Genomic DNA, 22732 nt, shown 5'->3' with positions numbered 1-22732 from the left:
GACATACCAACTGGTATTCATCTATACAATTCATATACACGCATGGACTGCCGCGGTAATGTGGCAGCTCTAAACCCTTGGAGGTGGATGAACATGATTAAAGTGGTGACATCGGAAGAAAGGCACACGTCGGATCGAGGTTGGATACACAGTGAATTCAGCTTTTCCTTTGCGGATTATGATGATCCAAGCAACGCCCATTTTGGCTGTCTGTTGGCTCATAATGAAAACACGCTGATGCCGCAAGAAGGCTTTAAGAAACATCCACATCATGATCTTGAACTTGTTAGTTATGTCATATCAGGTACACTCAAACATACGGATAGTATGGGAACAGAACAATTGCTTGAACCGGGTACGGTCCAGGTGATGAGTGCGGGTACGGGAGTGGAACACTCTGAAACCAATCCGTCAGCGGATGAACCGGTACGTTTCCTTCAGATGTGGTTCTTGCCATCGGAGCGTATGCTGAAACCATCTTATGCGAATCGGAGAATAGAGAGGCAGGAGCATTTGAATCGTCTATGTCCGATTGTATCCGGGCAAGGGGGCGAGGAAAGCGAAGGCGCATTGTCTATTTCCCAGGATGTCACCTGTTACTTGTCGCATTTGGAGTCCGGGAAAAAGTTGGTGTACCCGCAACACGAAGATCGACGGACACATCTTTTTCTGATCAGTGGCCATGTAGAGATTCATTGTTCAGATGGCAACTTCAACCTCAAGCCGGGGGATGCCGCACGAATTCGCAAAAGCTGTGATCTGCAGATCACGAGCACAGACAGCGAACCTGCCGAATTTGTTTTGGTTGACCTGCCTTAAGGATGGGATGTATTCCGTAAAAGATAGTCTGGAAATATAAATATGTGGAAAAGGACCTGTTCCCACGGTGATGTGGAAACAGGTCCTTTTTAGGCTTGCTTTTGAAAGGACTTCATAGAAGTCGCAAATGATCAAAAGCAACACTTTGCTAAGATTTACGAAGATTACCCAGTTCCGAAGCGACAGCTTCCACTTCAGAGATACTGAGATGTTCCTTGCTCAAAATCATTTCATACAGGTCAAACAGATCTTCATATTTCTCAAGTGGGAATGAAGAAGCTTGCATGGCGGCACCGCTTGCCATACGAAGTTTGGTTTTGATCGCTTCAATCATATATTCCATATTGGCTGCTGTTGCTTGTGTTAAATCCATCGTTAAGTTCATCCCTTCCGTATCGGAAACTCTTGTTATTGTATCATGATTGGAAGCGCTCAGGCTAATGCTTTTGCGGGGAAACCAAGCATCGGTTACAATGATGGATACAACAACAGGGTTTCATGGAAACTTAAGTGTACTGGAGGGAATACAGCTTGGCAGTGTATAAGCGAGAAATGGTTCGCCATCAGGGAAGGGAAGTCCGCAAAGGCGTGCCCGCAGAGAGTCTGGTATTATTTTTCAAAAACATCGTTCAACTTCATTCTCCAGCTGAAATCACGTTTGTCTGCATTGGTACGGATCGTTCCACCGGGGATGCTCTGGGTCCACTGACAGGAAGTTTACTGCAAGAGAGTGGAATGGAGAACGTGATTGGCACGCTGTCTTCCCCTTGTGATGCAGATACGCTGGAAAAGAAATTGGCACTAATTCCTGCACACCATGCCATCATAGCGATTGATGCATGTCTGGGTCCAAAGCATGCGGTAGGTACATACTATCTCTCGAATAACCCACTCATTCCGGCCCAATCGGTTGGAGGCAAGCTACCTCCTGTTGGACAATACAGTGTAGCAGCGGTGGTTAATGCGAATGGACCAAGGCCCTATTCCATTTTGCAGATGACCTCGCTTCACCTGGTCATGGGGATGTCCCGAACGATTGCAGACGCCGCAATTGAAGCATGGAAATGGAGACAAACGTTTCATTCATGATATGTAGGCTTAATAATATACAACCTGAATTATATCATTCGCGCAGAGAGAGGGATTTATATGGAAAAAGTGATGTGTGATGGAACGACGATTTGTTATGCCGAACAAGGTAAGGGAGAAGCACTCATTTTGCTCCACGGATACTGTGGCAGTTCATCGTATTGGGATGAGGTCGTACCTGAACTGGCACGTAGCTATCGCTGTATCGTACCTGATCTGCGTGGACACGGAAAAACAGATGCACCTGTAGGAAGTTATACCATCGAACAGATGGGCAACGATGTATTACAGTTGATGGATGAGTTGAATGTGGAAAAAGCGGTCCTTCTGGGACACTCGATGGGGGGATACATTGCGCTCTCGATTGCACAACGTCACCCGGAGCGTTTGAATGCATTTGGTCTGATTCATTCGACAGCCTATCCGGACAGTGAAGAAGCCAAGGAAAAACGCCTTCGTGCTGTATCCACCATTCAGACCGAAGGTATCGTGAATTTTGTAGATGGACTGGTTCCCGGACTGTTTGCACCGGAACATGTGGAATCGTTATCTAAGCATGTAACACGTGTGAAGGAAATTGGATACCAGACTGCTCCTCAAGGTGCTGTTGGTGCTGCACTTGCTATGCGGGAACGCCCGGATCGCCGTGATGTGTTATCGGCTACACCGTTACCTGTATTGCTGGTTGCAGGAGAGAAGGATGCTGTTATCCCGCCAGAACGTACATTTACAAGTGACAAGCCACATATCGTGCAAGCCGTGATTGCGGGTGCGGGTCATATGAGCATGTATGAAGCTCCTGAAGAGTTAATTCAGGTCATTAAACAATTTATGGCTGGATTATCGAAGTAATTGATGAAGTGATTTATGTTGATTTTATTAAAATATAGTTTGGTTTCTGGATGATTCAACCTCTTGTGGAGGAGGAGTACCCAGTTCCATTTCAACCGAGCCCCTGCCACGTCCCTTTGGGATAGGCAGGGGTTTAGTGTGTTCATGGCCAGAGCAAAGACACGTGTGTCTTGTTTTTGGCTTTTTGTCATGGCATGAATTAAAATAAATATAAAGGAACGATATGAGAACGATTGAATGTATAGGGTCGAAAGATGAGGGGGCATACAGCATGTTCAGAAAAGATTATCTGCTCCGCATGATGGAGGAAATGACTGAAGCAATAGGCAAAGTGTTCACGCTCAAACAGCAGCGTAAGCACACCGAGGCATTGTCTGAACTGGATGAGTTGATGCGCAAGCAGTTTGGGTTGAACTTATCTCTACTGAACTCATTGCCAGCAGAGGATGTTATTGAAATGTTCCGTTTTCGCGGAATGATTGAGGTAGATAATCTGCAGCAAGCCGCGAGGCTGATTGAAGAAGAGGCTTACATTTATCAAGAGAAGGCCAAAGTGGAAGGTATCGATGATCAGGAGAGAATGGACGCAGAGGATGAGGCTGTCATTCGATTGATGAGATCACTTCATTTTTACCTGTATGCATTGAATCATGGGGCTAATCCCAAGTTGTTGGACGCACCGGAACGGGTGGAGGGTGTGTTGGGGCTTACGAAAGAATATGAACTTCCTGCTCGAACTGAAAGACAGCTTGCCCTGTATCGTGAACAACAAGGACGTTACGACCAAGCAGAGAACAGTTGGTACAGATTGCTCCAGCTTGGTGCTGAATTCCCGGTGAGCTACCGAGATGATGTACAGACGTTCTATGAAAGGTTGAGCCAACTCACAGATGAACAGCTGGAGCATGGTGGTTTGCCGCGTACCGAAGTTGAAGAGGGGTTAGCTGAACTAAGTCGTCAAGAGATGAACTCCTAAATATGGATAGGATCAAGGCCTGTTACATGCCTTTACTTGGAGAGGGAACGTAATTGTGGTATGGTAACGGTTGACCAAACCAAACCGAAAGTGAGATGTACCCCGTGGATTCATTGCGAAAGCTTATACAAGACATCTTTGAACAGAATTCGCTGATTACAGCGACCTGGAGCCAGCTGCGCAGACGGGACAATGTCTCGTATACCAAAGTGCAAGTCAAGCCGGTGACACTGAAGAATCAGCTGCATTATCAATTTGCATTTCATTATAACAACAAAGTGCTGCACGAGAATTTGACTCCGGCTGAAGCGGCAGAGCGCATGACTTTGTTATGCGAAGAGACGTTTCGTCAAGGGCTGCTCTGTACGACCGAGGCAGACTATCAAATTTTGATCAGCAAAAAATATAAAGTATCCATTCTGACCAAATCTGCTTCCAAAACTGCAGTGGATCTGTCGCATAATCGCAAGAAGCAATATGTATTGGAGGAGGGAGTGCCCGTATCGTTCCTCGTTGAACTTGGCATTATGAACGAAGAAGGTCGTGTGCTGGCCCGCAAGTATGACAAGTTCAGACAGATCAACCGTTTCCTCGAAATGGTGCAGGATGTCATTCCGCATCTGCCGGAAGGACGTCCACTGACCATCGTTGATTTTGGTTGCGGCAAGTCTTATCTGACATTTGCGTTATATCATTATCTGTCTGTACAACAACGTCGTTCACTCAAGATTATTGGGTTGGACTTGAAGGCAGATGTCATTGAACATTGTAATGACCTGGCTAATCGATTGCATTATGGCGATCTGAAGTTTCTGGTTGGAGACATCGCGGACTACGATGAATTAAATGAAGTGGATATGGTTGTCACACTGCATGCCTGTGATACAGCTACCGATGCTGCTTTGGAGAAGGCAGTTCGTTGGGGGGCTTCTGTTATTCTGTCTGTTCCTTGCTGTCAGCATGAACTGTTTGATCAAGTAGAGGCTTCGGTGATGAATCCGTTATTGTCCCATGGCATCCTCAAGGAACGTTTTTCCGCACTGGCTACGGATGGGATTCGTGCCAAGTTGCTTGATCTGATGGGATACAAGACACAATTGCTTGAATTCATCGATATGGAGAATACGCCTAAAAACATATTGATTCGTGCTGTTCGTGGTCAGGCCGGCGAAGTGACGGAGATGTGGAATGAATACACAGCTTTCCGTGATTTCATTCATGCCGATCCATATTTGGAGCGGGCTTGTGCCGATTTGCTTCCTGGCGATGGCAAGCAGGCCGGCGGGAAATCAAAATCGAGCAAAGAAACCGTTCAAGATTCCGCAAATTGCGACCTTTGCTGAGTGTGCCAATGACAATCAAGGGACATACTGCAATTAGGGTCCCTGGATGTAAAATGATATTCAATGCACATACTTCGTAGCAAGCCACATCATAACTGTCAGATGTATATCAGGCAGAAGGACCCGTTATCGGGATCTTCTGTCTTTTTGTTATGCATACGGAGCGGTGGAAGGAGGGTGGAGATGAAGAATGGGACAATGGATAAGGGAGTTGTAAGGAATACAGAATATGTAGATAACAGGGACTTGTGTAATGGGGACAATACATGTAATAGGGAAGATACATACAACAAAGATGATACGTATAAAAAAGGTGATACACATCAATCAAATGGAGCTATCCAGACCGATGCGTCAGGGAGTTTTTCTCAAAGTTTGAGGTGTAAACGTTATTCAGGATCGGGGTGGACTGTTGGGTTAGGCATACTCTCCATTGTCTTGCTGCTTGCAGGATGTCTGAGTCGGGGACTGTACTATTCGGCTGATCTGTATCCTGTCCTTTTGATCGCAGCAGGAAGCATATTGATCATGTTTTTTCTTTTCCTTGTAGGTATTTGTCCACAGAAGGCGAGTGAACGAATACCCATGTCATTGGTACAGGATCAGGGGAACATCGAACGAATCGTTGAGAATATATTTCGATTTCCGGGAATGTGGCGGGTATTGTGGCCGCTGGGGATGATGACATGTTTTGGGCTACATGCGTGGGCAGGCTCGGTGAGTAAACAGGGCAGCATGGATGAGATGCTGCGATGGAGCCTGCTTGCGATGTTTACTCTGCTCACTGCAATACTGGCTGCGCGCACGGATGGTGCGCGTTGGTTAGCCTGCGGTTGGCAGATGGCAGGCGGCTTGCTTGTGCTAAGCGGCATCCTTGCCGTGTGCGGGATATTGCCGCTGCCCTTCGGGGTAATGCGGACTGCTGACCCCGAGATCAGCTCCGCCGGAGCAAGGCTCGGCGGATTATTGCAGTACCCGAATGCGTACGGTGCCGTTGTTGGCATGTACGCATTGGAGCGGCTGACAGCCGCCGCGCGAGTCATAGCCCGGCCTGTGCCGGCCGGGCGACTCATCGCGGCAGTGCTGCCGCTCATGCCTGCGCAAGCCGCGCTCCTGCTGAGCGAGTCGCGCGGCGCTTGGCTGGCGACCGGCTGCGCCGCGGTCGCCGCCTTTGCTTTGCAGCGGCGCGGTGCCCGCCTGCCGCTGCTGCTGGCCACGGCCGCGCCAATGGCGTGCGCGGCCTGGCTGTACCGCCAGCTGGCTGCTGCTCAGCTGGCGCCTGCACCAGTGCCCGGCCTGCTGGCACTGGCCGGGGCATGGGCAGCTGCGCTGCTCGGCACGCTGCTGCTGTGCCGTCTATGGCACAGCGGCGCCGCCAAGGCTCCGCGCGCCGCTGCCCTGACGGCCATTGTGCTGGCGGGAGCCGCCGCCGCACTGATGGCCGTGGCCTCCACCGCCGATCGCCTTGCGGCGGGTGTCGGCACTGGGGTGTCCCGCCTACAGATGTGGCGGGATGCCCTCCAGCTGTGGACCGAGGCCGCATGGCTCGGCCACGGGGGGGATACATGGCGCAACATGTTCCGCGCCATTCAATCCTCGCCTTATGTTGGAGGCGAGGTTCACAACGGCCTGCTCGATCTCGCCCTGGACACAGGCATGATCGGCATCCTGCTTGTCGCAGGGTGGTTTCTCCTCACCCTGCGAAGCATCTTTCATTTTGCACCGCAGCTCATGCCATCTGTGCTTGTTTTTGGCCTGCATGGGGTGATGGACTTTGACTGGAGCTTCACATTATTTTGGATGCTCTTCATCTGGCTCGGTGCTTGGGCAGTCGCATTGAAGACGGAAACAGAGGGGGTCCAGCGATCCAGCGTAACTGTGAAATACACTCCTATCAGATCCAAATCGGGATCTAAATTGAGATCTAAATCCAGATCTCTTTTCTTGCGATATTTACCAACCCAATCCCACCCATCAGCTATCCCGATGCGTTCCTTCTTTCATATTTTTCAGCGAGTAACTGCTCGGCTAATAAGGGTATCCACAGTGATGATCATCCTTTTCTGGCTTGGTGGAACAGTGTGGGTGACCTCCCGATATGCTGTAGCAGAAGTGCAGTACCGTCAGGCGATGTCTGAACCGGATGGCACTCCAGCACAGAAGGTGCATCTTATGGCTGCTTTTCAATCGAATCCGAATCGACCGGATATCGTGATATCCTTTGCACGATCTCTACTGGGACGAGAAGCAGAGTCACTCCTTATGAGCAGCCTGTCCCATTTCCCGATGCACCCTCAGATTTACATCGAACTGGGACGATTGGCAGCCCAATTCGGCGAAGGACAGCAGGCTGGAGAATATTTTGAACAAGCGATCTCATTGAATCGGTATGATGGCATTAGCCAATCCACGGCTTTGTATTGGATGGAGCAGGCAGCGAGGCGGGAATGGAAGGCAGGATATAGAGATCGAGCCCGACAGACTGCCGCCGCTGGTGTCCGGATGTATGAACGGTATCAACTGCTGGCTGAGGAAGTGGAAGGAGGAGACGTTCATAATGATCGTCGTTTTGTAATGGAAAAACATGCTTCAGGCTATGGAGAGAACCTGCGCAGGCTTGCTTCGGCTTCTTCTCCTCTCTTTACTCCAGAGTTGACCAAACGGAGCCCTTGAATCACTGCTGGATCTTGACGTTTACCCAAGTTATATGATGATGGATGTCAGCGTCCAAAAGTCTGGAAGTCCAAGCTGGCTGCTCCTGGCGGATGGATATACGATTTTCTAAGGAACACAGAACGTCTTATTTGGCTTTCCGCTCCTCCTTTTAAATTCTAAGGAACATCAGACACGTTATTTCCCGAAACTCCTTAACAAAAAAGTTAAAAAGGCCAAAAATCCCGAGATAACGTGTCTCAGATTCTTTAGATTTCTAAAAGTGCTTCAAATCCTTGAATAAGACGCCTCAGATTCGTTACCGCTCGTGGGCTTGAGTATGAAAAATTACTCGGTGTTTTTTGTTCATACTTTCCAGCTCATATTCATACTCACAGCTTATGTTCATGCTCCCCGTGGTGGTCGGCTCCATGCTCTGCTCGATCCGCAAGCCAGAGGACGACCCTGAACTCCGCCCAGAGCGAAGCTTTACATCATAAGTGAGCAATTCCCATTTATGTTGTCTCTATCGCTTGTTCGACGTGAAGGAGGCATTAACATCACACGAGAAGGACTCAGTGCCCTTGCCTGTTCCTAACATGTTCAGATTCGCTTCAGCTTTGCTGCGTCTTTCAGTAGGTTTGAAGAAACAGCTACCTGCCTCATTCCTCCATATCTACAGACGATACCCGCCAAATGCATGCTGAAATGCATCTTTTAATGGTTCAACCTCAACTTCCCACATCACGGCGATCTCTGCACTGACATCCGTGTTCCACCACTCACATAATTTCTTGCGGTTGTCGCGATTCTCCCCAATCCAGAGCAGATTTGTGATCACCTTACCGTAATAATATTCTTCCGCCTGCTTCATCCGTTCGGGAGAGACATATACTTTTAGCCTTTTGGCTGTCCGGTACAATTCCTTGCTGCATGCCCGGCGAATTCCTCTGGCGGAAGGAAGGTTTTGACCAGATTGCGTATGTTTGACCGGCGGAGAACCGGGTATTGACTTGTGTGACATCTTCTCACGCTCCTCTCCCCATACCATATGCGGACTGCTGCGAACGGGACACTATCCCAACCTCGTGAAGTAGCAACGTCCACAGCCCTGTGATAAAATAGGGACGAACATCCATGGTGCGGAGGGGCACCGCCAATCAGGATGGAGAAAGAGGGTTGAGATGGACTTTATTCATAACCTTGTTGGCCAATTGTTCGATTGGATTCAAAGTCTTGGGTACTTTGGAATCATGCTTGGATTAATGTTGGAAGTTATCCCAAGCGAAATTGTGCTGGCGTATGGAGGTTTTCTCGTTTCACAAGGTAATATCAACTTCTTCGGTGCTATGATTTTTGGTACGGTGGGCGGTGTGATTGCCCAGTTATTTATTTACTGGATTGGCCGTTATGGCGGCAGACCTGTGCTTGAACGCTACGGTAAATACATACTCATCCAGAAAAAACACATCGACCATTCCGAGGAGTGGTTCCGCAAGTATGGTACAGGTGTCATTTTCACGGCTCGTTTTGTTCCGGTGGTAAGACATGCAATCTCCATCCCGGCTGGCATCACGAAAATGCACACAGGCAAATTCATCTTGCTTACTACACTCGCTGTTATACCTTGGACTGCATTGTTTATATATTTAGGGATGATTCTTGGAGATCAATGGAAGCATATTGATGAGAAAGCGGCACCATATGTTATGCCTATTTTGCTTGTCGCTCTCGCCCTTATGATTGTTTATGTACTTATTAAATGGATGAATGTTCGTAAAAAGAAAGGAAGTGTCTAGTCATGGGTAAACCCAACTTGTCTCACAAATTCGGTAAAGGTCTTCCACCAAAAGAGTTTATCGAGAGCATGACCAAGAACCAAAGTGAATTCCAGGCCAACTATGATAGCTTTACTTGGTCGAACGAAGAGGATCGTGAGTTCTTTGAGAGCCTGAACCATCGCGATGATCTGCGTGTGTTAATTCTGGCTGCTGACTGGTGCGGGGATGTTGTCCGTAATATTCCGGTTGTGTTCCAGGCGCTTGAAATCTCAGGAATTCCAACAGAAGTTCTGATTATGGAGAACCATCCGGAAGTGATGGATGAGTTCCTGACGATGGGTGGCCGTTCCGTGCCAGTCGTTATTTTTGCAGATACAGGTGGTCATGTGTTAGGTCAGTGGGGACCTCGTCCGCAGCATGTACAGGAAGTCATGATTGAATTCAAACGCCTTAATCCGGATCGTGAAGCAGCAGATTATCAAGAAAATTTGGCTGTAGCGCGTCAAGAGATTGGTAAACGTTATGGGGAAGGAACGGAGTCACATGCGGCCATTATCCGTGAGCTGCGTGAACTGATTTCGGGTTACTAAGCCGATATGCTTAACATTCGTACGTTTACACTAGGCCCGCTTCAGACCAACGCGTATCTTCTACAAGGAGATGATCCGGGCAAAGCCGTCATTATCGATCCAGGCATGAATCCAGGGCCGCTGCTTAAGGCGATCCAAGACTTGGAGATTGAAGCCATTCTCCTCACTCATGCTCACTTTGATCATATGGGCGGGGTAGATGAGATCCGTAAATTGAAGGGATGTCCCGTTTATCTTCACGACTTGGAGAGCGACTGGCTCACCACCCCGAAATTAAATGGATCTTTGAATTGGCCGCAGGCGACACCACCACTATCGACAGATCCGGCTGAATATGCCATGGACGAAGGGCAGAAGCTGAATCTGATTGGTCATACGTTTAAAGTGTTCCATACACCTGGACATTCCCCAGGCAGTGTAAGTTTGCTTTGTGATAACGACCTGTTTGCCGGTGATGTGCTGTTCCGCATGGGTGTAGGCAGAACGGACCTGACAGGAGGGCGTGAACGGGATCTGATTGATTCAATCCAGAACAAGCTTTACACCTTTGCTGATGAGGTTAAAGTATATCCAGGTCATGGTCCCAAAACGACCATTGGTTATGAGAAACAGAACAATCCTTACGTGTCCGCAAGATAATCCGACATGATATGTGAAGAAAGTCTGGACAAGTGACAACTTTTTCATTAGAATAGCAATTAGTTGTTACAAAGCGTTAAGGCATCATCTAACTGAAGCATTACCAAGAAACACCCAACCTCGCGAAGCACGCAGACTGTGGTCTATACCCGGTTTGCGTTCTTTTTTTGTTTTCAGCCCCTTTTTATCGCAGAATTAGCCTTTTTTACGCTACATAGAGATGTAAGATGCGCTTCATCACAAGCCAGTTTGAGACCAATAGCAAGTTAGCAGCAAGTACAGGTTGATTTAGAAAAAAAGAATTTAAGAAAATATTATATAAGTTGAACTAATCATTTACATGATAACGGAGAGGACAGAAAAAACCTGTAAAAGCGAAGCGTTCGCCTTTATCACCGGATTTTCCCTTTAAGAAAAGGGAATCAAAAAATCTGGGGATAACAGCGATTGGAAGGTTATTCTGTCATCGTAGTGTCAGTGTAAATAATCTTTAGTTCAACTTATATAGATCATGAGAGTGGGGAATATCAAAGTGGAGAAACCAAGAGTTATTCCGTTGGGACAGCGTGTCGAGTATCCGATCATTGAAGAAAACCGTCGTATATTGGAAAGTGGGAAAAGAGAAACGGGTACTGAGCAAGCTTTAATACATAACCCTGGCGTGACCAATGAAGTGATGAAGTCTCAGCAGAATGTATGGACAAGCCGTGTTTTAAGAAACGGAGCCCGCAACCAACCGTGGTTCGACAAGCTGCAGAATTATCGGAATCAAGTCTGATTGCCCGGGAAATTGTCGGGTTTTAATTTTTCTAGAAATTTCATTGAACGTTTTTGCAGAGCCTGTCGTATTAACTCCAGATTGAACGGAAAGCAGGTGATTTCATGATAAAGGCAGCTGAGCTGGAAGAGGTACGCAGAGCGGTATCGGGAGACGATAGCGCACTCGCAGCGTTGTTGCAACGTCACTACACGTTTGTGTATAAGTATCTAGTCAAAGTTACGATGGACGCTAACCTCGCAGAAGAGACGGTGCAGGATACGATGATTCGTTGTATGGAAAATATCCATCGATATGACGGCACGTCTGCCTTTTCATCATGGATGATCACCATTGCTACCCGCATCTATATCGATAAGACAAGACGTAAGAAGAGAGAACAGAACTGGCTTGCTCTCATCCGGGATCAGGCCGTACGTCGATTCCGCTGGCAGCTTGAGACTCGGAATGAAGAATGGACAGATGTCATGGATGCGATGACAAGACTGACACCCGAACATCGTGTTGCAGTGCTACTGAAGCATTATTATGGATACGGGTATGACGAGATCGGGGAAATGCTGGGTATTCCTGCGGGAACGGTGAAGTCACGCACAGCTTATGGTCTCCGTCAGTTAAGAAAGGAGCTGGAATAAGGATGAGCAGATCAGATGATGCACAAGAACAAGAAGTTGTAGAACGATTGCAGCAACACATGAAAGTGCTGGATGATGCATTTGAGCCGACAAGTATTCCTTCCTTGGGTTCACTTGAAGCCCAAGTCAGGGAACGGAGACAGATTAGACGTCGAGCCAATTGGATTGAGATGATATGTTTCTGGTTGGTTGGATTGCTTGCCATTACCTTCGGGGCATTATTTTTTGTATCTGCTCCAGCTCTATATTTGGGAATCCAGGCTCTTGGTACAGCAGTTGCGGTGATTTTGGTTGTGATCTGGGCAGGACGGCGCCGGAAGGAGGTTCGTCATGAATAAAATGCATTATTCATTGGATGAGGTTTCTCCACTGTGGCTTACATTGCTTGGCATTTTTCTTCTGGTTCAGGGCACATGGATCTTTCAGGACGCACGCAAACGTGGACGTTTCCCCTGGTTATGGGGATTATGGGGCATCACAGGATTTCCCACGCCGCTCATAATATACTGGTTTGTCGTAATTCGATTACAGCGCAAGCCAGGTGCACGTAATCTGAAATAACATCATTTTAAAAATGGAAAAAAAGATTTTGCACAAATATGTTGTTTAATTCTAGTATTCCTAGACATCGTTATTCTTTTCTAGTAGACTATACAAATAAATATTAATGATAGACTACCAGGAGGTTAGACGATGCTGCGATTAGGAGAGAAGGTTGTCATCGTCGCGGATGCGTTTGAGCAGAATCTTCCTGTGGGGGAATATGGTTTCATCATCGCTTATGACCGGAATCCGGACAATGCGTTCGATTACGTGCTTCGAGTGCCGCAGGTAAACCGGAACTTTTTTGTTCCATCCGGCGACGTCGATCTGGAAGAGGTTCTGCTGAAGCAGGAAGCTGAGCGGGTCGAGCGAGAAGCGTTGATAGATTACGCCCTTGCGACACACAATGAGAAGCTGTTTCATCATCTGATGAACGGAGATTTTCAAGCTGTGGAAGAGGAAGAGGAAACCGCGAACGATGTTATGTCACAGGCGGATTTTATAAAGCAGGTTAATCTGCGTGCATGGATTTAGAATTTTAAGAGTCGGCTGATGCCGGCTCTTTTTTATTTTATAAGTTTGATTTCAGCTTCCCGGAAGCCTGTCAGGTCATTTGCATTGAATTGTCGAACTATCTCACCTATAATGAAAAAAGTTATCTTGAGACTTTAGCCCGTTAAACGAGCGATTCGTTTCAGGTCGTTTCGGGAATCAGAACGAATGAAGGAGGCATCCGCTAATGAGTATTTCGAATAATGACGTTCAGCATGTGGCCAAGCTGGCCCGGCTCAACTTGACTGCTGAAGAAGAACAGACCCTGACAGGTCAGCTGAACGCGATTTTAAAATATGCAGAAAAGCTGAATGAGCTGGATACAGAAGACATCGAGCCCACCACTCACGTTCTGCACGTAAGCAATGTTATGCGTGAAGATGAGACCAAAGAAAGCCTGTCGATTGAACAGGTGATGCGCAATGCACCGGAAGAAGAAGACGGGCAGTTTAAAGTGCCTGCAGTAATGGAATAACGGATAACCGGAAGGAGGACAAAAACTGTGAGTTTATTTGAACAATCGTTGCCTGAGTTACATAACAAGCTGCATGCCAAAGAACTGTCGGTCAGCGATCTGGTGGATCAGGCGTATCAGAACATTGGCGCGCATGACGATAAAGTTAAGGCATATTTGGCTCTGGATGAAGAACAAGCACGCGCTCGTGCACGTCAACTGGACGACCGTCTTGTTAGCGGCGAGGAGAAAGGTTTGCTTTTTGGTCTGCCTGTAGGTATTAAGGATAACATCGTTACGAACGGACTGCGCACGACGTGTGGTAGCCAATTCCTTCGTAATTTCGACCCGGTGTATGACGCGACAGTTGTCGAGAAATTGAAAGCTGCGGACACCGTAACTATTGGTAAACTCAACATGGACGAATTCGCCATGGGCGGCTCCAATGAGAATTCAAGTTTCTCCCCTGTACGTAATCCATGGGCACTGGATCGTGTTCCAGGAGGTTCCAGCGGTGGTTCTGCAGCGGCTGTGGCTGCGGGAGAAGCGTACTTCACGCTTGGATCAGATACAGGTGGCTCCATCAGACAGCCTGCTTCGTATTGCGGTGTTGTTGGATTGAAGCCAACGTACGGACTTGTTTCCCGCTTTGGATTGGTTGCATTTGCATCATCCCTGGATCAGATTGGTCCTTTGACGAAAAATGTTGAAGATTCTGCTTATGTATTGCAAGCTATTTCCGGATATGACGCCAAAGATTCGACTTCTGCAAAAGTAGAGATCCCGGATTATTTGAGCGGACTGACAGGTGACGTCAAAGGGCTTCGCATTGCTGTTCCGAAGGAATACATCGGTGAAGGCGTCGATCCACAAGTGAAAGAAACGGTTTTGTCTGCATTGAAAGTTCTTGAAGGGCTCGGGGCAACATGGGAAGAAGTATCCCTTCCGCATACCGAATATGCGGTGGCTACGTATTACCTGCTGGCATCTTCAGAGGCTTCTTCCAACTTGGCTCGATTTGATGGTGTACGTTATGGCGTACGTGCAGACAATCCGGATAACTTGCTGGATCTGTACCATCAATCCCGCAGTCAAGGCTTTGGTCCCGAAGTGAAACGACGTATCATGCTTGGAACGTATGCACTCAGCTCGGGTTACTATGATGCCTATTATCTGAAAGCACAGAAGGTACGTACATTGATCAAACAGGATTTCGACAATGTATTTGCCAAATATGATGTGATTATCGGACCAACTGCGCCAACTACGGCGTTCAAACTGGGTTCACAGGTGGATGATCCACTTACGATGTATCTGAACGATATTTTGACGATTCCGGTTAACCTTGCTGGTGTACCTGCTGTTAGCATTCCATGTGGATTCTCGGATGGATTGCCTGTTGGCCTGCAGATTATCGGTAAAGCCTTTGATGAAACCACCGTATTGCGTGTAGCGCATGCGTTTGAACAAAATACAGAATTCCACAAGCAGCGTCCGCAGCTGTAGACTGCCCGGAACGGAGGAATATAGAAATGTCCGCATCTAAATATGAAACGGTCGTTGGACTTGAAGTCCACGTGGAGTTGCATACCAACTCCAAAATTTTCTGTGGCTGCTCCACAGCTTTTGGAGCTCCGCCGAACACGCATACCTGCCCGGTCTGTCTCGGACATCCGGGCGTACTGCCAGTACTGAATCGTCAGGCGGTAGACTACGCCATGAAGGCAGCGATGGCCCTGAATTGTACGATTGCTGATGTCAGCAAGTTTGACCGTAAAAACTACTTTTACCCCGACTCACCAAAAGCTTATCAGATCTCGCAATTTGATCAACCAATCGGTGAGAACGGCTGGATTGATATCGAAGTGAATGGTGAAACGAAACGAATTGGCATCACACGTCTTCACTTGGAAGAAGATGCAGGGAAGCTTACACATATCGATGGCGGATACGCGTCTTTGGTGGACTTCAACCGTGTTGGTACCCCGCTGGTGGAGATTGTATCCGAACCTGAGATTTCTTCTCCGGAAGAAGCGCGTGCGTATCTTGAAAAATTGCGTGCAATCATGCAGTACTGTGATGTATCGGACGTGAAGATGGAAGAAGGTTCACTGCGTTGTGACGCCAACATCAGTTTGCGTCCACATGGACAGGAGAAGCTGGGAACAAGAGCCGAACTGAAAAACATGAACTCCTTCCGTGGTGTTCAGCGTGGTCTCGAATATGAACAATATCGGCAAGCTGAAATTCTGGATGATGGCGGTGAAGTGGTTCAAGAGACACGTCGTTGGGACGAAGCTCAAGGAAAAACACTGTCGATGCGTGGTAAGGAACAGGCGCATGACTACCGTTATTTCCCGGACCCGGATCTCGTGAAGCTGCATATTGATGAAGCCTGGAAAGAGCGCATCAAGGCTACCATACCTGAGCTCCCAGACGAACGTAAAGCTCGTTACACGGCTGATTATGGATTGCCTAGCTATGATGCAGAGGTTATTACTTCATCCAAGGCTATAGCTGATCTTTTCGAAGATAGTCTGAAATACACTCAGGATGCGAAGTCCGTATCCAACTGGATCATGGGCGACTTGCTGGGTTACCTGAATACGAGCAATCTTGAAGTGACTCAAGTTCCACTGACAGGTCAAGGTTTGGGTGAGATGATTGGCCTGCTTGAGAAGGGCACAATCAACAGCAAAATTGCCAAAACGGTATTCAAGGAAATGCTGGAGAGCGGCAAGCTTCCACAGCAGATCGTTGAAGAGAAGGGTCTTGTGCAGATTAGTGATGAAGGCGCCATTCTTGCCATCGTTGAGCAGGTTGTAGCGAATAATCCTCAATCCGTGGAAGACTATAAAGCTGGTAAACAAAAAGCCATTGGCTTCCTTGTTGGTCAGGTTATGAAAGAAAGTAAAGGCAAGGCGAATCCCGCTCTAGCCAACCAACTGCTTGCAGATGTACTGAACCGCTAATCCTTCCGGTGAGGCCGGACAGAAAGAGGCTCGTCCCTGTGACAGCCTCTTTTTGGTATTGATAGATACAAATGCATTTCGGACGGGGGAACGGATATGAACATTCAACCATTGTCACTGCGTGATCTGGAGACGTTGGGACAGTTATGGAGACTACAACATGTAGCTTATCGATTGGAAGCTGAAATCATCGGATTTCAGGAGATTCCTCCTTTGATGGATACGATGGAGACACTTCGGGATTGTGGAGAGAGTTTTTATGGTTGTATCCATGATGACGGAGAACTTATCGGGGCTGTCGCTGTAGCGGAGGAAGAGGAGAATACACTGACCATTACACGAATGATGGTGCACCCGGATCATTTTCGCAAGGGAATTGCGGCATCTTTGATGACGTATGTGTTGGAACAGCATGCGGATCTTCCGCGTTATATCGTCTCCACAGGAACGTTGAATCAACCCGCAGTGAATCTGTACACCAAATTTGGTTTTAATCCCGTGGAAGTCACACAGATTGCACCTGGAGTGGAATTAACGACTTTTCACAAGAATAAACTTTAATAATATTAACAACTTGAGGAGGAATACCGACTTTGGGCGATCCCTGGTTCATTGATGAGTGGCACATTTTATTACGATTATTGCTGGCTATGCTGCTTGGAGGGCTCGTAGGCCTGGAGCGGGAACGGTCCAATCATGCTGCCGGTTTGCGTACCCATATCCTGGTATGTCTTGGCTCTGCACTAATTATGATGTTGTCTGTTTATGGCTTTAAAGATTTTGCTAATGAATTAAATGTAAGGATAGATCCAGCGCGTCTGGCTACTGCTGTAATTACTGGTGTCGGATTCCTGGGAGCAGGGACAATTCTCTTTACGGGAAAATCCATTACGGGACTGACTACAGCTGCTTCAATCTGGGTTGTTGCAGCCATTGGGCTCGCAGCAGGTGCGGGATTCTTTTTTGCATCGATCGTATCCACCGTCCTGGTATTGCTTAATCTCTGGGTATTTAACAAATTAGAGCTGAGGTATTTACGAGGGAACAAGATGCATGTTGTTACACTTCATACGTTGTCAGAACCCGGTTTTCTGGAACAACTGTCTTCATGTATGGAGCAGGAGAAGATCAAGATCCGTAAAATTACTGTGAATGAACAAGACCTGGCATATGCAGAGATGATATCGGTTGAACGCAAAATTGAGATTGTGCTGCATGTCCAGGTACCGCATGATTTCGAAACAGTAGGGCTTGTATCCAAGTTAAGACAGTGGGAACACGTGACCAAGGTGTCGATCGAATAAATGAATTACAACCCTCCAGAGGCCAGTAGTGCCGGAGGGTTTTTGGTCATATCCATATTTCTTCCAGTTACTCTCCTTGCTCTTTAGGGTACTATCTAACCAAATGCATGAAGAGCGGAAGGTCAGATCAGAAGAGAGGAGTATGTTATGAAACGGAGACGTCAATTGAACCAAAAGACCCGTAGAGTTCAGACCAAACCGGTCAGAAATCGGGCTCACAAGTTTATTGCGGGATTACTGAGTGCCATTATTCCTGGCCTGGGTCATATTTATCTGAGATTGTACATGAGAGGTTTGACCTTTATGCTGCTTGTTTTGCTTGATCTGTCAGCAGTATTGTACTTCTCATCCATTGGAATACAAATCAATGTGCCATTGCTCATCTTGCTGGCTTTGTGTATTCCGGTTATTTACTTTTACAATGTATATGATGTGTTGCAATCTGCAGATTGGGTCATGATGCGCAGACGTAGAGCAGTAACCCAGGCAACTTCGGACAAGCCGATAACCAATGAACGTTCTACACGAGATGCAATGATGGTCTGGGAGAGAGGCATATCGTTTGGATTACTTCTGATTGTGGGAGGATCTTTGATGGTACTTTTTTTCCGCAAACCACGTTGGTTTCAAGAGCTTCTCGCCATGTACGGCGGATATTCATTTGCGGTTCTCATGATTGTAGGCGGTTTGCTTCTGTTTGGTCGTGAGTTCTGGGTGATGTTGAACAAGAAAAAAATGTAGTGGAAATGATACGAGGAGGGAACGTGATGAACCGTAAAGTCCGGGTTGGCCGCTATACGGCTGCCGCCTTAATCATAGCGGTCGGTGTGCTGTTGATTTTGGATAAACGGTGGGGAACTGACTATGTATATGAGATGGTGGACTGGTGGCCATTTTTGCTCGTTGTTTTGGGTGTTGAATATATTGTGCTGTTCCTGTGGACACGCAGAAGAAACAAGGTGCAATCGGATAACCCGAGCAATCCTGATGAGCAAATCAAAGTACGTTTCAGACCCGATGCCAAAGGCATTCTAACCTCACTGATTTTGGCAGCTTCCGTATTTATCGTCACCGAGCAGGATCACTACATGCACTTATGGAATAGAGTGAGTCTAAATCTCGGAGCGGCATCCATGGACTACAGTCAAGCGGCAGGATATATGGAGGATAAGGGCACGATTCGTGTACCTGTTCGCATGGATACGTCAGATCTGGTGGTTGAAGGTGTCAACGGAGATATCTCGGTACAACGCGGAGATACGGATGAGATTGAAGTACGGACGGTGATCTGGGTAGATCAGACGACGGAAGTACAGGCAAAGGCCGTTGCAGCAGCCTCTTTTGTAGAGGCCGATGGTACAAAAGTAATTTATATCAAAGCTACAGGCAAGACGTATGGAGACAATGAAAAAACGCAGCCACGGATGAATCTTACCATTACGATCCCGGATGATCGTCGTTTTAATCTGGATATTCGAACTTCCAATGGAGCCATATTATTAAACCGTCCGGAAGCCATTAGTACCATATTGGCCGAAACGGGTAACGGACGTATCCGGATTACCAATGCTGTTGGAGATATCTCAGGGAAAACGTTGAACGGAGATGTCATTGTAGCCAACGCTATTGGTAATGTCGATCTGGACAGTAACCGTGGAGACATGAAGGCTCGCGGTATTTCCGGCGATGTAGATCTTACTACACAAGTGGGAAGTATCAGTATTGCGGACTCCGTTGGTGTATTCACCGCAGAGACACGCAACGGCAATATTACGCTGGATGGAGCCAATCTGGGAATCAAAGCCCAATCGCTTAATGGCAGTATTAACATCGTATCTACCAAAGTCGGAGGAGACTGGGATGTGTACAGTGCTGTGGGAGCCATTAACGTATTACTTCCTGATCGTGGAGACTACAGTCTTGCGGGTTCCAGCAGTTATGGAGATCTAAGTACGGATCTGCCTTTCAAAGTACAGAATAAAACCATAGAAGGCCAGCTCGGTGAGGGTGAATACAGAGTCAAAATCGAAGGAAACAGCGATCTTAGCATTCATCGGAACCCGGCTGTATCTACGCCTGAAACAGTTACACCTGACTCTGAAGATACGGCTGAGAATCTGGAACAGACTACCGAGGACGGACCAAATTCCCAGCAGGATTCTACCGAGGTTCCTTGACTGCCGCGTTGACAATAAACTTGTAATCGCCGTACAATAAATGTACACTGGCAAGATTACACGGCATGAAAGATGGATTGTCGTTCTTAATGGCCGGGAATCAACTCTGAGCGAGGAGACAGTAACTTACTCTTCACCAGAGAATGAAAGGTAAGGCGGTGGGTTTTATGGCAACACGTGTCCAACATGCGTTGGAGCATCTGAAAACGACCGGTGTCCGTATTACACCCCAGCGTCATGCCATATTGAACTATCTGATGGAATCCATGGGGCATCCGACAGCCGATGAAATTTACCGAGCCCTTGAACCCCAATTTCCCAGTATGAGCGTGGCAACGGTATATAATAATTTGAAGATGTTTCTGGAAGCTGGCATGGTCCGGGAATTGACATACGGAGATAATTCAAGTCGCTTCGATGCCAATGTGACGGATCATTATCATGTTATCTGTGATCAATGCGGCAAGATTGAAGACTTCAGCTATCCTTCACTCAAAAGTGTAGAGCTTCAGGCGGAGTCTAGTACAGGATTCGAAGTACACGGTCACCGATTGGAAGTATATGGCGTTTGCAAAAGTTGCAGGGATTAAGAGAGTTGAATTACAATATTAACGTGCAGAATTCAGTATGGATTCTTCACGTTTTTTTTTAGCATTTATGCAAATGCTCATCTTGATAACAACTTATGCGCACATCCTTATGATCAGCATAATTAACGGAGGTAGACGTTTGGGTAGAAAAAGCAGATATACACGTCAGAAGCGACGTTCATTTTGGCCCGGTTTTCTCGGGGCTTGTCTGATCGCCGGGGGGACTTACTGGCTTATAACGAATGTATGGTTGAACCAGACCCATGAAGACCCCGACTGGGTAGGAAGAAGCCAGCCTATTTTTGTAGATGGGCAACTGATGGATGGAGACGCTCTGGGTACAGGAGATCAACTCAAGTTGCCTGTAGATGTGCTGCAAGAAGCAATTGATGCAGGCATACGTTATGAATCAGAATCGGGAGATATCATTATTGCCTCTCCTCAGCGAGTCCTTCATATGAAAGATGGAAGCACACAAGCAGAACTTAATCACAAAGATTATCCCATGACAGTTAAGCCTGAGGTTAAGGACGGAGAAGCCTATATTCCGCTCAAACCTTTGAAAGAAGTATATGGCATAACCGTACAGGAAGATTCAGTAACAGGTGCTGTGCTGCTGATGCGTGGAGGGGACATGATACAGTATGCAGAGATTGATACGTTATCATCCAAAGCGGACAAGACTGTGCCGTTATATAAACGTGGGGGAGAATCCTCACCAATCATTGCCGATATGGAAAAGGATGCAAGGGTACGTGTATGGCAGACGGGTGATAAACAGAGTTTTGTTCAACTCGATAATGGATATGCCGGATATGTAGATAATGATTATATTGTCCTCACCGAGAAAAAGAAGGTGGACTTGCCCAAGTATACGCTGACTGCAGCAGAGAAGAAGTGGCAGAATAAACCGGTAAATCTGGTTTGGGAAGCCGTGTACAATCGTCAGCCTGATGTGGGCTCTATCGGTAAAATGCCAGGTGTAAATGTGGTCAGCCCCACATGGTTTCATATTACGGATGGGCAGGGCACTGTGAAAAGCAAGGGAAACCAAGCTTATGTGAACTGGGCTCACCGTTCGGGTATGGAAGTATGGGGACTCATGGATAACAGCTTTGACCCGGACGTTACAAAAGAAGCTGTAGCTTCTTACGAGACACGCACGCATATTATTGAGCAGATGTTAGAGTATGCACAGACGTATCAACTGGATGGTATTAACATCGACTTTGAGAACGTGTATACAGATGACGGGCCAAACATTACGCAATTTGTGCGCGAGATCAAGGCGATGGCACGTATACATGGATTGATGTTATCGATCGATGTAACACCAAAATCAAACAGTGAGATGTGGTCTGCCTTTCTGGACCGCCGTGCATTAGGTTCTTTTGCAGACTATGTTATTGTGATGGCTTATGATGAACATTGGGCGGCCAGTCCCAAGGCAGGTTCGGTAGCTTCTCTGCCTTGGACCGAGGCTTCCATGAGACGCATACTTGAGGAGGATGAAGTCCCTTCTAACAAGTTGATCATGGCGGTTCCGCTCTATACCCGGATATGGACGGAAGAGAAGAATGATCAGGGTGAGGTTAAAGTATCTTCCAAAGCGGTGGGCATGAATACCATTGTGGAGCTGATCCAAGAGAAGAAACTCAAACCTGAACTGGATCAGGCAAGTGGACAGAACTATGTGGAATATAAGGAAGACGGAGCTACCAAGAAAATATGGATCGAAGATGCCGTGTCCCTTCGGGCGCGTGTGGATTTGATTGCTTCGTTGAAGCTGGGCGGAGTGGCTGCGTGGAATCGGAGTTTTGCTAATGCCTCTGCATGGGAGGTATTGAAGCAGGCTGGTTACCAGAAATAATTTACTTGAACTCTGAGTGTCTGCTTGCTTCAAATTTTCTCATTGGATACCATCATACGTACAGTCTACCGTTTTATTGGTCGTAGAACTTATAACATAATTTCATATCTTAGCTT

25 protein-coding genes are annotated in these 22732 nt (G+C 47.2%); 23 read left to right on the top strand and 2 right to left on the bottom strand.

The window, feature by feature from the left end; translation table 11 throughout:
- The first annotated feature begins 93 nt into the window (after positions 1–93).
- Positions 94–819, top strand: coding sequence for a pirin family protein (locus MKY66_RS25405; protein WP_076212641.1), 726 nt, complete (start codon positions 94–96; stop codon positions 817–819).
- Positions 820–967: 148 nt separating this feature from the next.
- Here MKY66_RS25405 and MKY66_RS25400 read toward each other — a convergent pair whose 3' ends face one another.
- On the bottom strand, positions 968–1192 hold the full coding sequence (locus tag MKY66_RS25400) for a DUF1128 domain-containing protein (RefSeq protein WP_017692283.1): 225 nt from the start codon (positions 1190–1192) through the stop codon (positions 968–970).
- A gap of 158 nt (positions 1193–1350) precedes the next feature.
- Here MKY66_RS25400 and yyaC point away from each other — a divergent pair, with 158 nt between their 5' ends.
- From yyaC to MKY66_RS25375, 5 genes are all read left to right on the top strand, one after another.
- On the top strand, positions 1351–1908 hold the full coding sequence (yyaC, locus tag MKY66_RS25395; RefSeq protein ID WP_083657171.1) for a spore protease YyaC: 558 nt from the start codon (positions 1351–1353) through the stop codon (positions 1906–1908).
- 60 nt (positions 1909–1968) lie between these two features.
- Positions 1969–2760, top strand: coding sequence for an alpha/beta hydrolase (locus MKY66_RS25390; RefSeq protein WP_036607004.1), 792 nt, complete (start codon positions 1969–1971; stop codon positions 2758–2760).
- A gap of 271 nt (positions 2761–3031) precedes the next feature.
- Positions 3032–3736, top strand: coding sequence for a DUF6483 family protein (locus MKY66_RS25385; protein ID WP_076212638.1), 705 nt, complete (start codon positions 3032–3034; stop codon positions 3734–3736).
- A gap of 95 nt (positions 3737–3831) precedes the next feature.
- A complete protein-coding gene (locus MKY66_RS25380) occupies positions 3832–5079 on the top strand; it encodes an SAM-dependent methyltransferase (RefSeq protein ID WP_076212635.1) in 1248 nt (415 codons plus the stop codon).
- 183 nt (positions 5080–5262) lie between these two features.
- Positions 5263–7752, top strand: coding sequence for an O-antigen ligase family protein (locus MKY66_RS25375; RefSeq protein WP_076212632.1), 2490 nt, complete (start codon positions 5263–5265; stop codon positions 7750–7752).
- A 655-nt stretch (positions 7753–8407) separates the two neighbouring features.
- On the opposite strand, the gene MKY66_RS25370 is transcribed toward MKY66_RS25375, so the two are convergent.
- Positions 8408–8755 carry a dehydrogenase gene (locus MKY66_RS25370; RefSeq protein ID WP_076212629.1) on the bottom strand — a complete coding sequence of 116 codons (348 nt, stop codon included), beginning with the start codon at positions 8753–8755 and terminating at the stop codon, positions 8408–8410.
- 160 nt (positions 8756–8915) lie between these two features.
- On the opposite strand from MKY66_RS25370, the gene MKY66_RS25365 reads away from it, so the two are divergent.
- The 17 genes from MKY66_RS25365 to MKY66_RS25285 all read left to right on the top strand — a co-directional run bounded on the left by MKY66_RS25365 (position 8916) and on the right by MKY66_RS25285 (position 22616).
- Positions 8916–9530 (top strand): DedA family protein, encoded by a 615-nt coding sequence (locus MKY66_RS25365; RefSeq protein WP_036607012.1) that lies wholly within the window; start codon positions 8916–8918, stop codon positions 9528–9530.
- A 2-nt stretch (positions 9531–9532) separates the two neighbouring features.
- Entirely contained in the window at positions 9533–10102 is a 570-nt protein-coding gene (locus MKY66_RS25360; RefSeq protein WP_036607014.1) for a thioredoxin family protein, read from the top strand.
- Positions 10103–10108: 6 nt separating this feature from the next.
- Positions 10109–10741 carry an MBL fold metallo-hydrolase gene (locus tag MKY66_RS25355; RefSeq protein WP_036607016.1) on the top strand — a complete coding sequence of 211 codons (633 nt, stop codon included), beginning with the start codon at positions 10109–10111 and terminating at the stop codon, positions 10739–10741.
- Positions 10742–11252: 511 nt separating this feature from the next.
- Positions 11253–11519 carry a hypothetical protein gene (locus tag MKY66_RS25350; RefSeq protein ID WP_339806319.1) on the top strand — a complete coding sequence of 89 codons (267 nt, stop codon included), beginning with the start codon at positions 11253–11255 and terminating at the stop codon, positions 11517–11519.
- Positions 11520–11623: 104 nt separating this feature from the next.
- Positions 11624–12154 carry an RNA polymerase sigma factor SigY gene (gene sigY, locus MKY66_RS25345; RefSeq protein ID WP_076212623.1) on the top strand — a complete coding sequence of 177 codons (531 nt, stop codon included), beginning with the start codon at positions 11624–11626 and terminating at the stop codon, positions 12152–12154.
- A 2-nt stretch (positions 12155–12156) separates the two neighbouring features.
- The gene (locus tag MKY66_RS25340; RefSeq protein WP_076212620.1) at positions 12157–12492 is read left to right on the top strand and encodes a YxlC family protein; all 336 of its coding nucleotides are present in this window, start codon (positions 12157–12159) and stop codon (positions 12490–12492) included.
- The gene (locus MKY66_RS25335) at positions 12485–12715 is read left to right on the top strand and encodes a hypothetical protein (protein ID WP_179088545.1); all 231 of its coding nucleotides are present in this window, start codon (positions 12485–12487) and stop codon (positions 12713–12715) included. Before MKY66_RS25340 ends, MKY66_RS25335 begins: the two co-directional genes overlap by 8 nt.
- 132 nt (positions 12716–12847) lie before the next feature.
- Positions 12848–13231: a hypothetical protein gene (locus MKY66_RS25330; RefSeq protein ID WP_024631336.1), complete on the top strand. Its 384-nt coding sequence runs from the start codon at positions 12848–12850 to the stop codon at positions 13229–13231.
- Between the two features lie 205 nt (positions 13232–13436).
- Entirely contained in the window at positions 13437–13724 is a 288-nt protein-coding gene (gene gatC / locus MKY66_RS25325) for an Asp-tRNA(Asn)/Glu-tRNA(Gln) amidotransferase subunit GatC (protein ID WP_036607033.1), read from the top strand.
- 27 nt (positions 13725–13751) lie between these two features.
- The gene (gene gatA, locus MKY66_RS25320; RefSeq protein ID WP_076212617.1) at positions 13752–15209 is read left to right on the top strand and encodes an Asp-tRNA(Asn)/Glu-tRNA(Gln) amidotransferase subunit GatA; all 1458 of its coding nucleotides are present in this window, start codon (positions 13752–13754) and stop codon (positions 15207–15209) included.
- A 26-nt stretch (positions 15210–15235) separates the two neighbouring features.
- On the top strand, positions 15236–16675 hold the full coding sequence (gene gatB, locus MKY66_RS25315; RefSeq protein WP_076212615.1) for an Asp-tRNA(Asn)/Glu-tRNA(Gln) amidotransferase subunit GatB: 1440 nt from the start codon (positions 15236–15238) through the stop codon (positions 16673–16675).
- A gap of 96 nt (positions 16676–16771) precedes the next feature.
- Positions 16772–17236 (top strand): GNAT family N-acetyltransferase, encoded by a 465-nt coding sequence (locus tag MKY66_RS25310; RefSeq protein WP_076212612.1) that lies wholly within the window; start codon positions 16772–16774, stop codon positions 17234–17236.
- A 32-nt stretch (positions 17237–17268) separates the two neighbouring features.
- Entirely contained in the window at positions 17269–17979 is a 711-nt protein-coding gene (locus tag MKY66_RS25305) for an MgtC/SapB family protein (RefSeq protein ID WP_076212609.1), read from the top strand.
- A gap of 147 nt (positions 17980–18126) precedes the next feature.
- Positions 18127–18720, top strand: a complete 594-nt coding sequence (locus MKY66_RS25300; protein WP_076212606.1) for a hypothetical protein — start codon at positions 18127–18129, stop codon at positions 18718–18720.
- A gap of 26 nt (positions 18721–18746) precedes the next feature.
- The gene (locus MKY66_RS25295) at positions 18747–20156 is read left to right on the top strand and encodes a DUF4097 family beta strand repeat-containing protein (RefSeq protein WP_076212603.1); all 1410 of its coding nucleotides are present in this window, start codon (positions 18747–18749) and stop codon (positions 20154–20156) included.
- A gap of 167 nt (positions 20157–20323) precedes the next feature.
- Positions 20324–20746, top strand: a complete 423-nt coding sequence (gene perR / locus MKY66_RS25290; protein ID WP_026081471.1) for a peroxide-responsive transcriptional repressor PerR — start codon at positions 20324–20326, stop codon at positions 20744–20746.
- A 139-nt stretch (positions 20747–20885) separates the two neighbouring features.
- Positions 20886–22616: a glycosyl hydrolase family 18 protein gene (locus MKY66_RS25285; protein ID WP_083657167.1), complete on the top strand. Its 1731-nt coding sequence runs from the start codon at positions 20886–20888 to the stop codon at positions 22614–22616.
- Positions 22617–22732: the final 116 nt, after the last annotated feature.

The organism is Paenibacillus sp. FSL R5-0766 (assembly GCF_037971845.1).
GTDB lineage: Bacteria > Bacillota > Bacilli > Paenibacillales > Paenibacillaceae > Paenibacillus.
Note: the sequence above shows the minus strand (reverse complement) of the source record. Positions and strands in the feature narration are given on the sequence as shown.

Excerpts from the sequence above, each read along its gene's own strand:
- MKY66_RS25405 (WP_076212641.1), top strand. The coding sequence starts at position 94 with ATGATTAAAGTGGTGACATCGGAAGAAAGGCACACGTCGGATCGAGGT.
- MKY66_RS25400 (WP_017692283.1), bottom strand. The coding sequence starts at position 1,192 with ATGGATTTAACACAAGCAACAGCAGCCAATATGGAATATATGATTGAA.
- MKY66_RS25390 (WP_036607004.1), top strand. The coding sequence starts at position 1,969 with ATGGAAAAAGTGATGTGTGATGGAACGACGATTTGTTATGCCGAACAA.
- MKY66_RS25385 (WP_076212638.1), top strand. The coding sequence starts at position 3,032 with ATGTTCAGAAAAGATTATCTGCTCCGCATGATGGAGGAAATGACTGAA.
- MKY66_RS25380 (WP_076212635.1), top strand. The coding sequence starts at position 3,832 with ATGTACCCCGTGGATTCATTGCGAAAGCTTATACAAGACATCTTTGAA.
- MKY66_RS25375 (WP_076212632.1), top strand. The coding sequence starts at position 5,263 with ATGAAGAATGGGACAATGGATAAGGGAGTTGTAAGGAATACAGAATAT.
- MKY66_RS25370 (WP_076212629.1), bottom strand. The coding sequence starts at position 8,755 with ATGTCACACAAGTCAATACCCGGTTCTCCGCCGGTCAAACATACGCAA.
- MKY66_RS25365 (WP_036607012.1), top strand. The coding sequence starts at position 8,916 with ATGGACTTTATTCATAACCTTGTTGGCCAATTGTTCGATTGGATTCAA.
- MKY66_RS25360 (WP_036607014.1), top strand. The coding sequence starts at position 9,533 with ATGGGTAAACCCAACTTGTCTCACAAATTCGGTAAAGGTCTTCCACCA.
- MKY66_RS25355 (WP_036607016.1), top strand. The coding sequence starts at position 10,109 with ATGCTTAACATTCGTACGTTTACACTAGGCCCGCTTCAGACCAACGCG.
- MKY66_RS25350 (WP_339806319.1), top strand. The coding sequence starts at position 11,253 with ATGAGAGTGGGGAATATCAAAGTGGAGAAACCAAGAGTTATTCCGTTG.
- sigY (WP_076212623.1), top strand. The coding sequence starts at position 11,624 with ATGATAAAGGCAGCTGAGCTGGAAGAGGTACGCAGAGCGGTATCGGGA.
- MKY66_RS25340 (WP_076212620.1), top strand. The coding sequence starts at position 12,157 with ATGAGCAGATCAGATGATGCACAAGAACAAGAAGTTGTAGAACGATTG.
- MKY66_RS25335 (WP_179088545.1), top strand. The coding sequence starts at position 12,485 with ATGAATAAAATGCATTATTCATTGGATGAGGTTTCTCCACTGTGGCTT.
- MKY66_RS25330 (WP_024631336.1), top strand. The coding sequence starts at position 12,848 with ATGCTGCGATTAGGAGAGAAGGTTGTCATCGTCGCGGATGCGTTTGAG.
- gatC (WP_036607033.1), top strand. The coding sequence starts at position 13,437 with ATGAGTATTTCGAATAATGACGTTCAGCATGTGGCCAAGCTGGCCCGG.
- gatB (WP_076212615.1), top strand. The coding sequence starts at position 15,236 with ATGTCCGCATCTAAATATGAAACGGTCGTTGGACTTGAAGTCCACGTG.
- MKY66_RS25310 (WP_076212612.1), top strand. The coding sequence starts at position 16,772 with ATGAACATTCAACCATTGTCACTGCGTGATCTGGAGACGTTGGGACAG.
- MKY66_RS25300 (WP_076212606.1), top strand. The coding sequence starts at position 18,127 with ATGAAACGGAGACGTCAATTGAACCAAAAGACCCGTAGAGTTCAGACC.
- MKY66_RS25295 (WP_076212603.1), top strand. The coding sequence starts at position 18,747 with ATGAACCGTAAAGTCCGGGTTGGCCGCTATACGGCTGCCGCCTTAATC.
- perR (WP_026081471.1), top strand. The coding sequence starts at position 20,324 with ATGGCAACACGTGTCCAACATGCGTTGGAGCATCTGAAAACGACCGGT.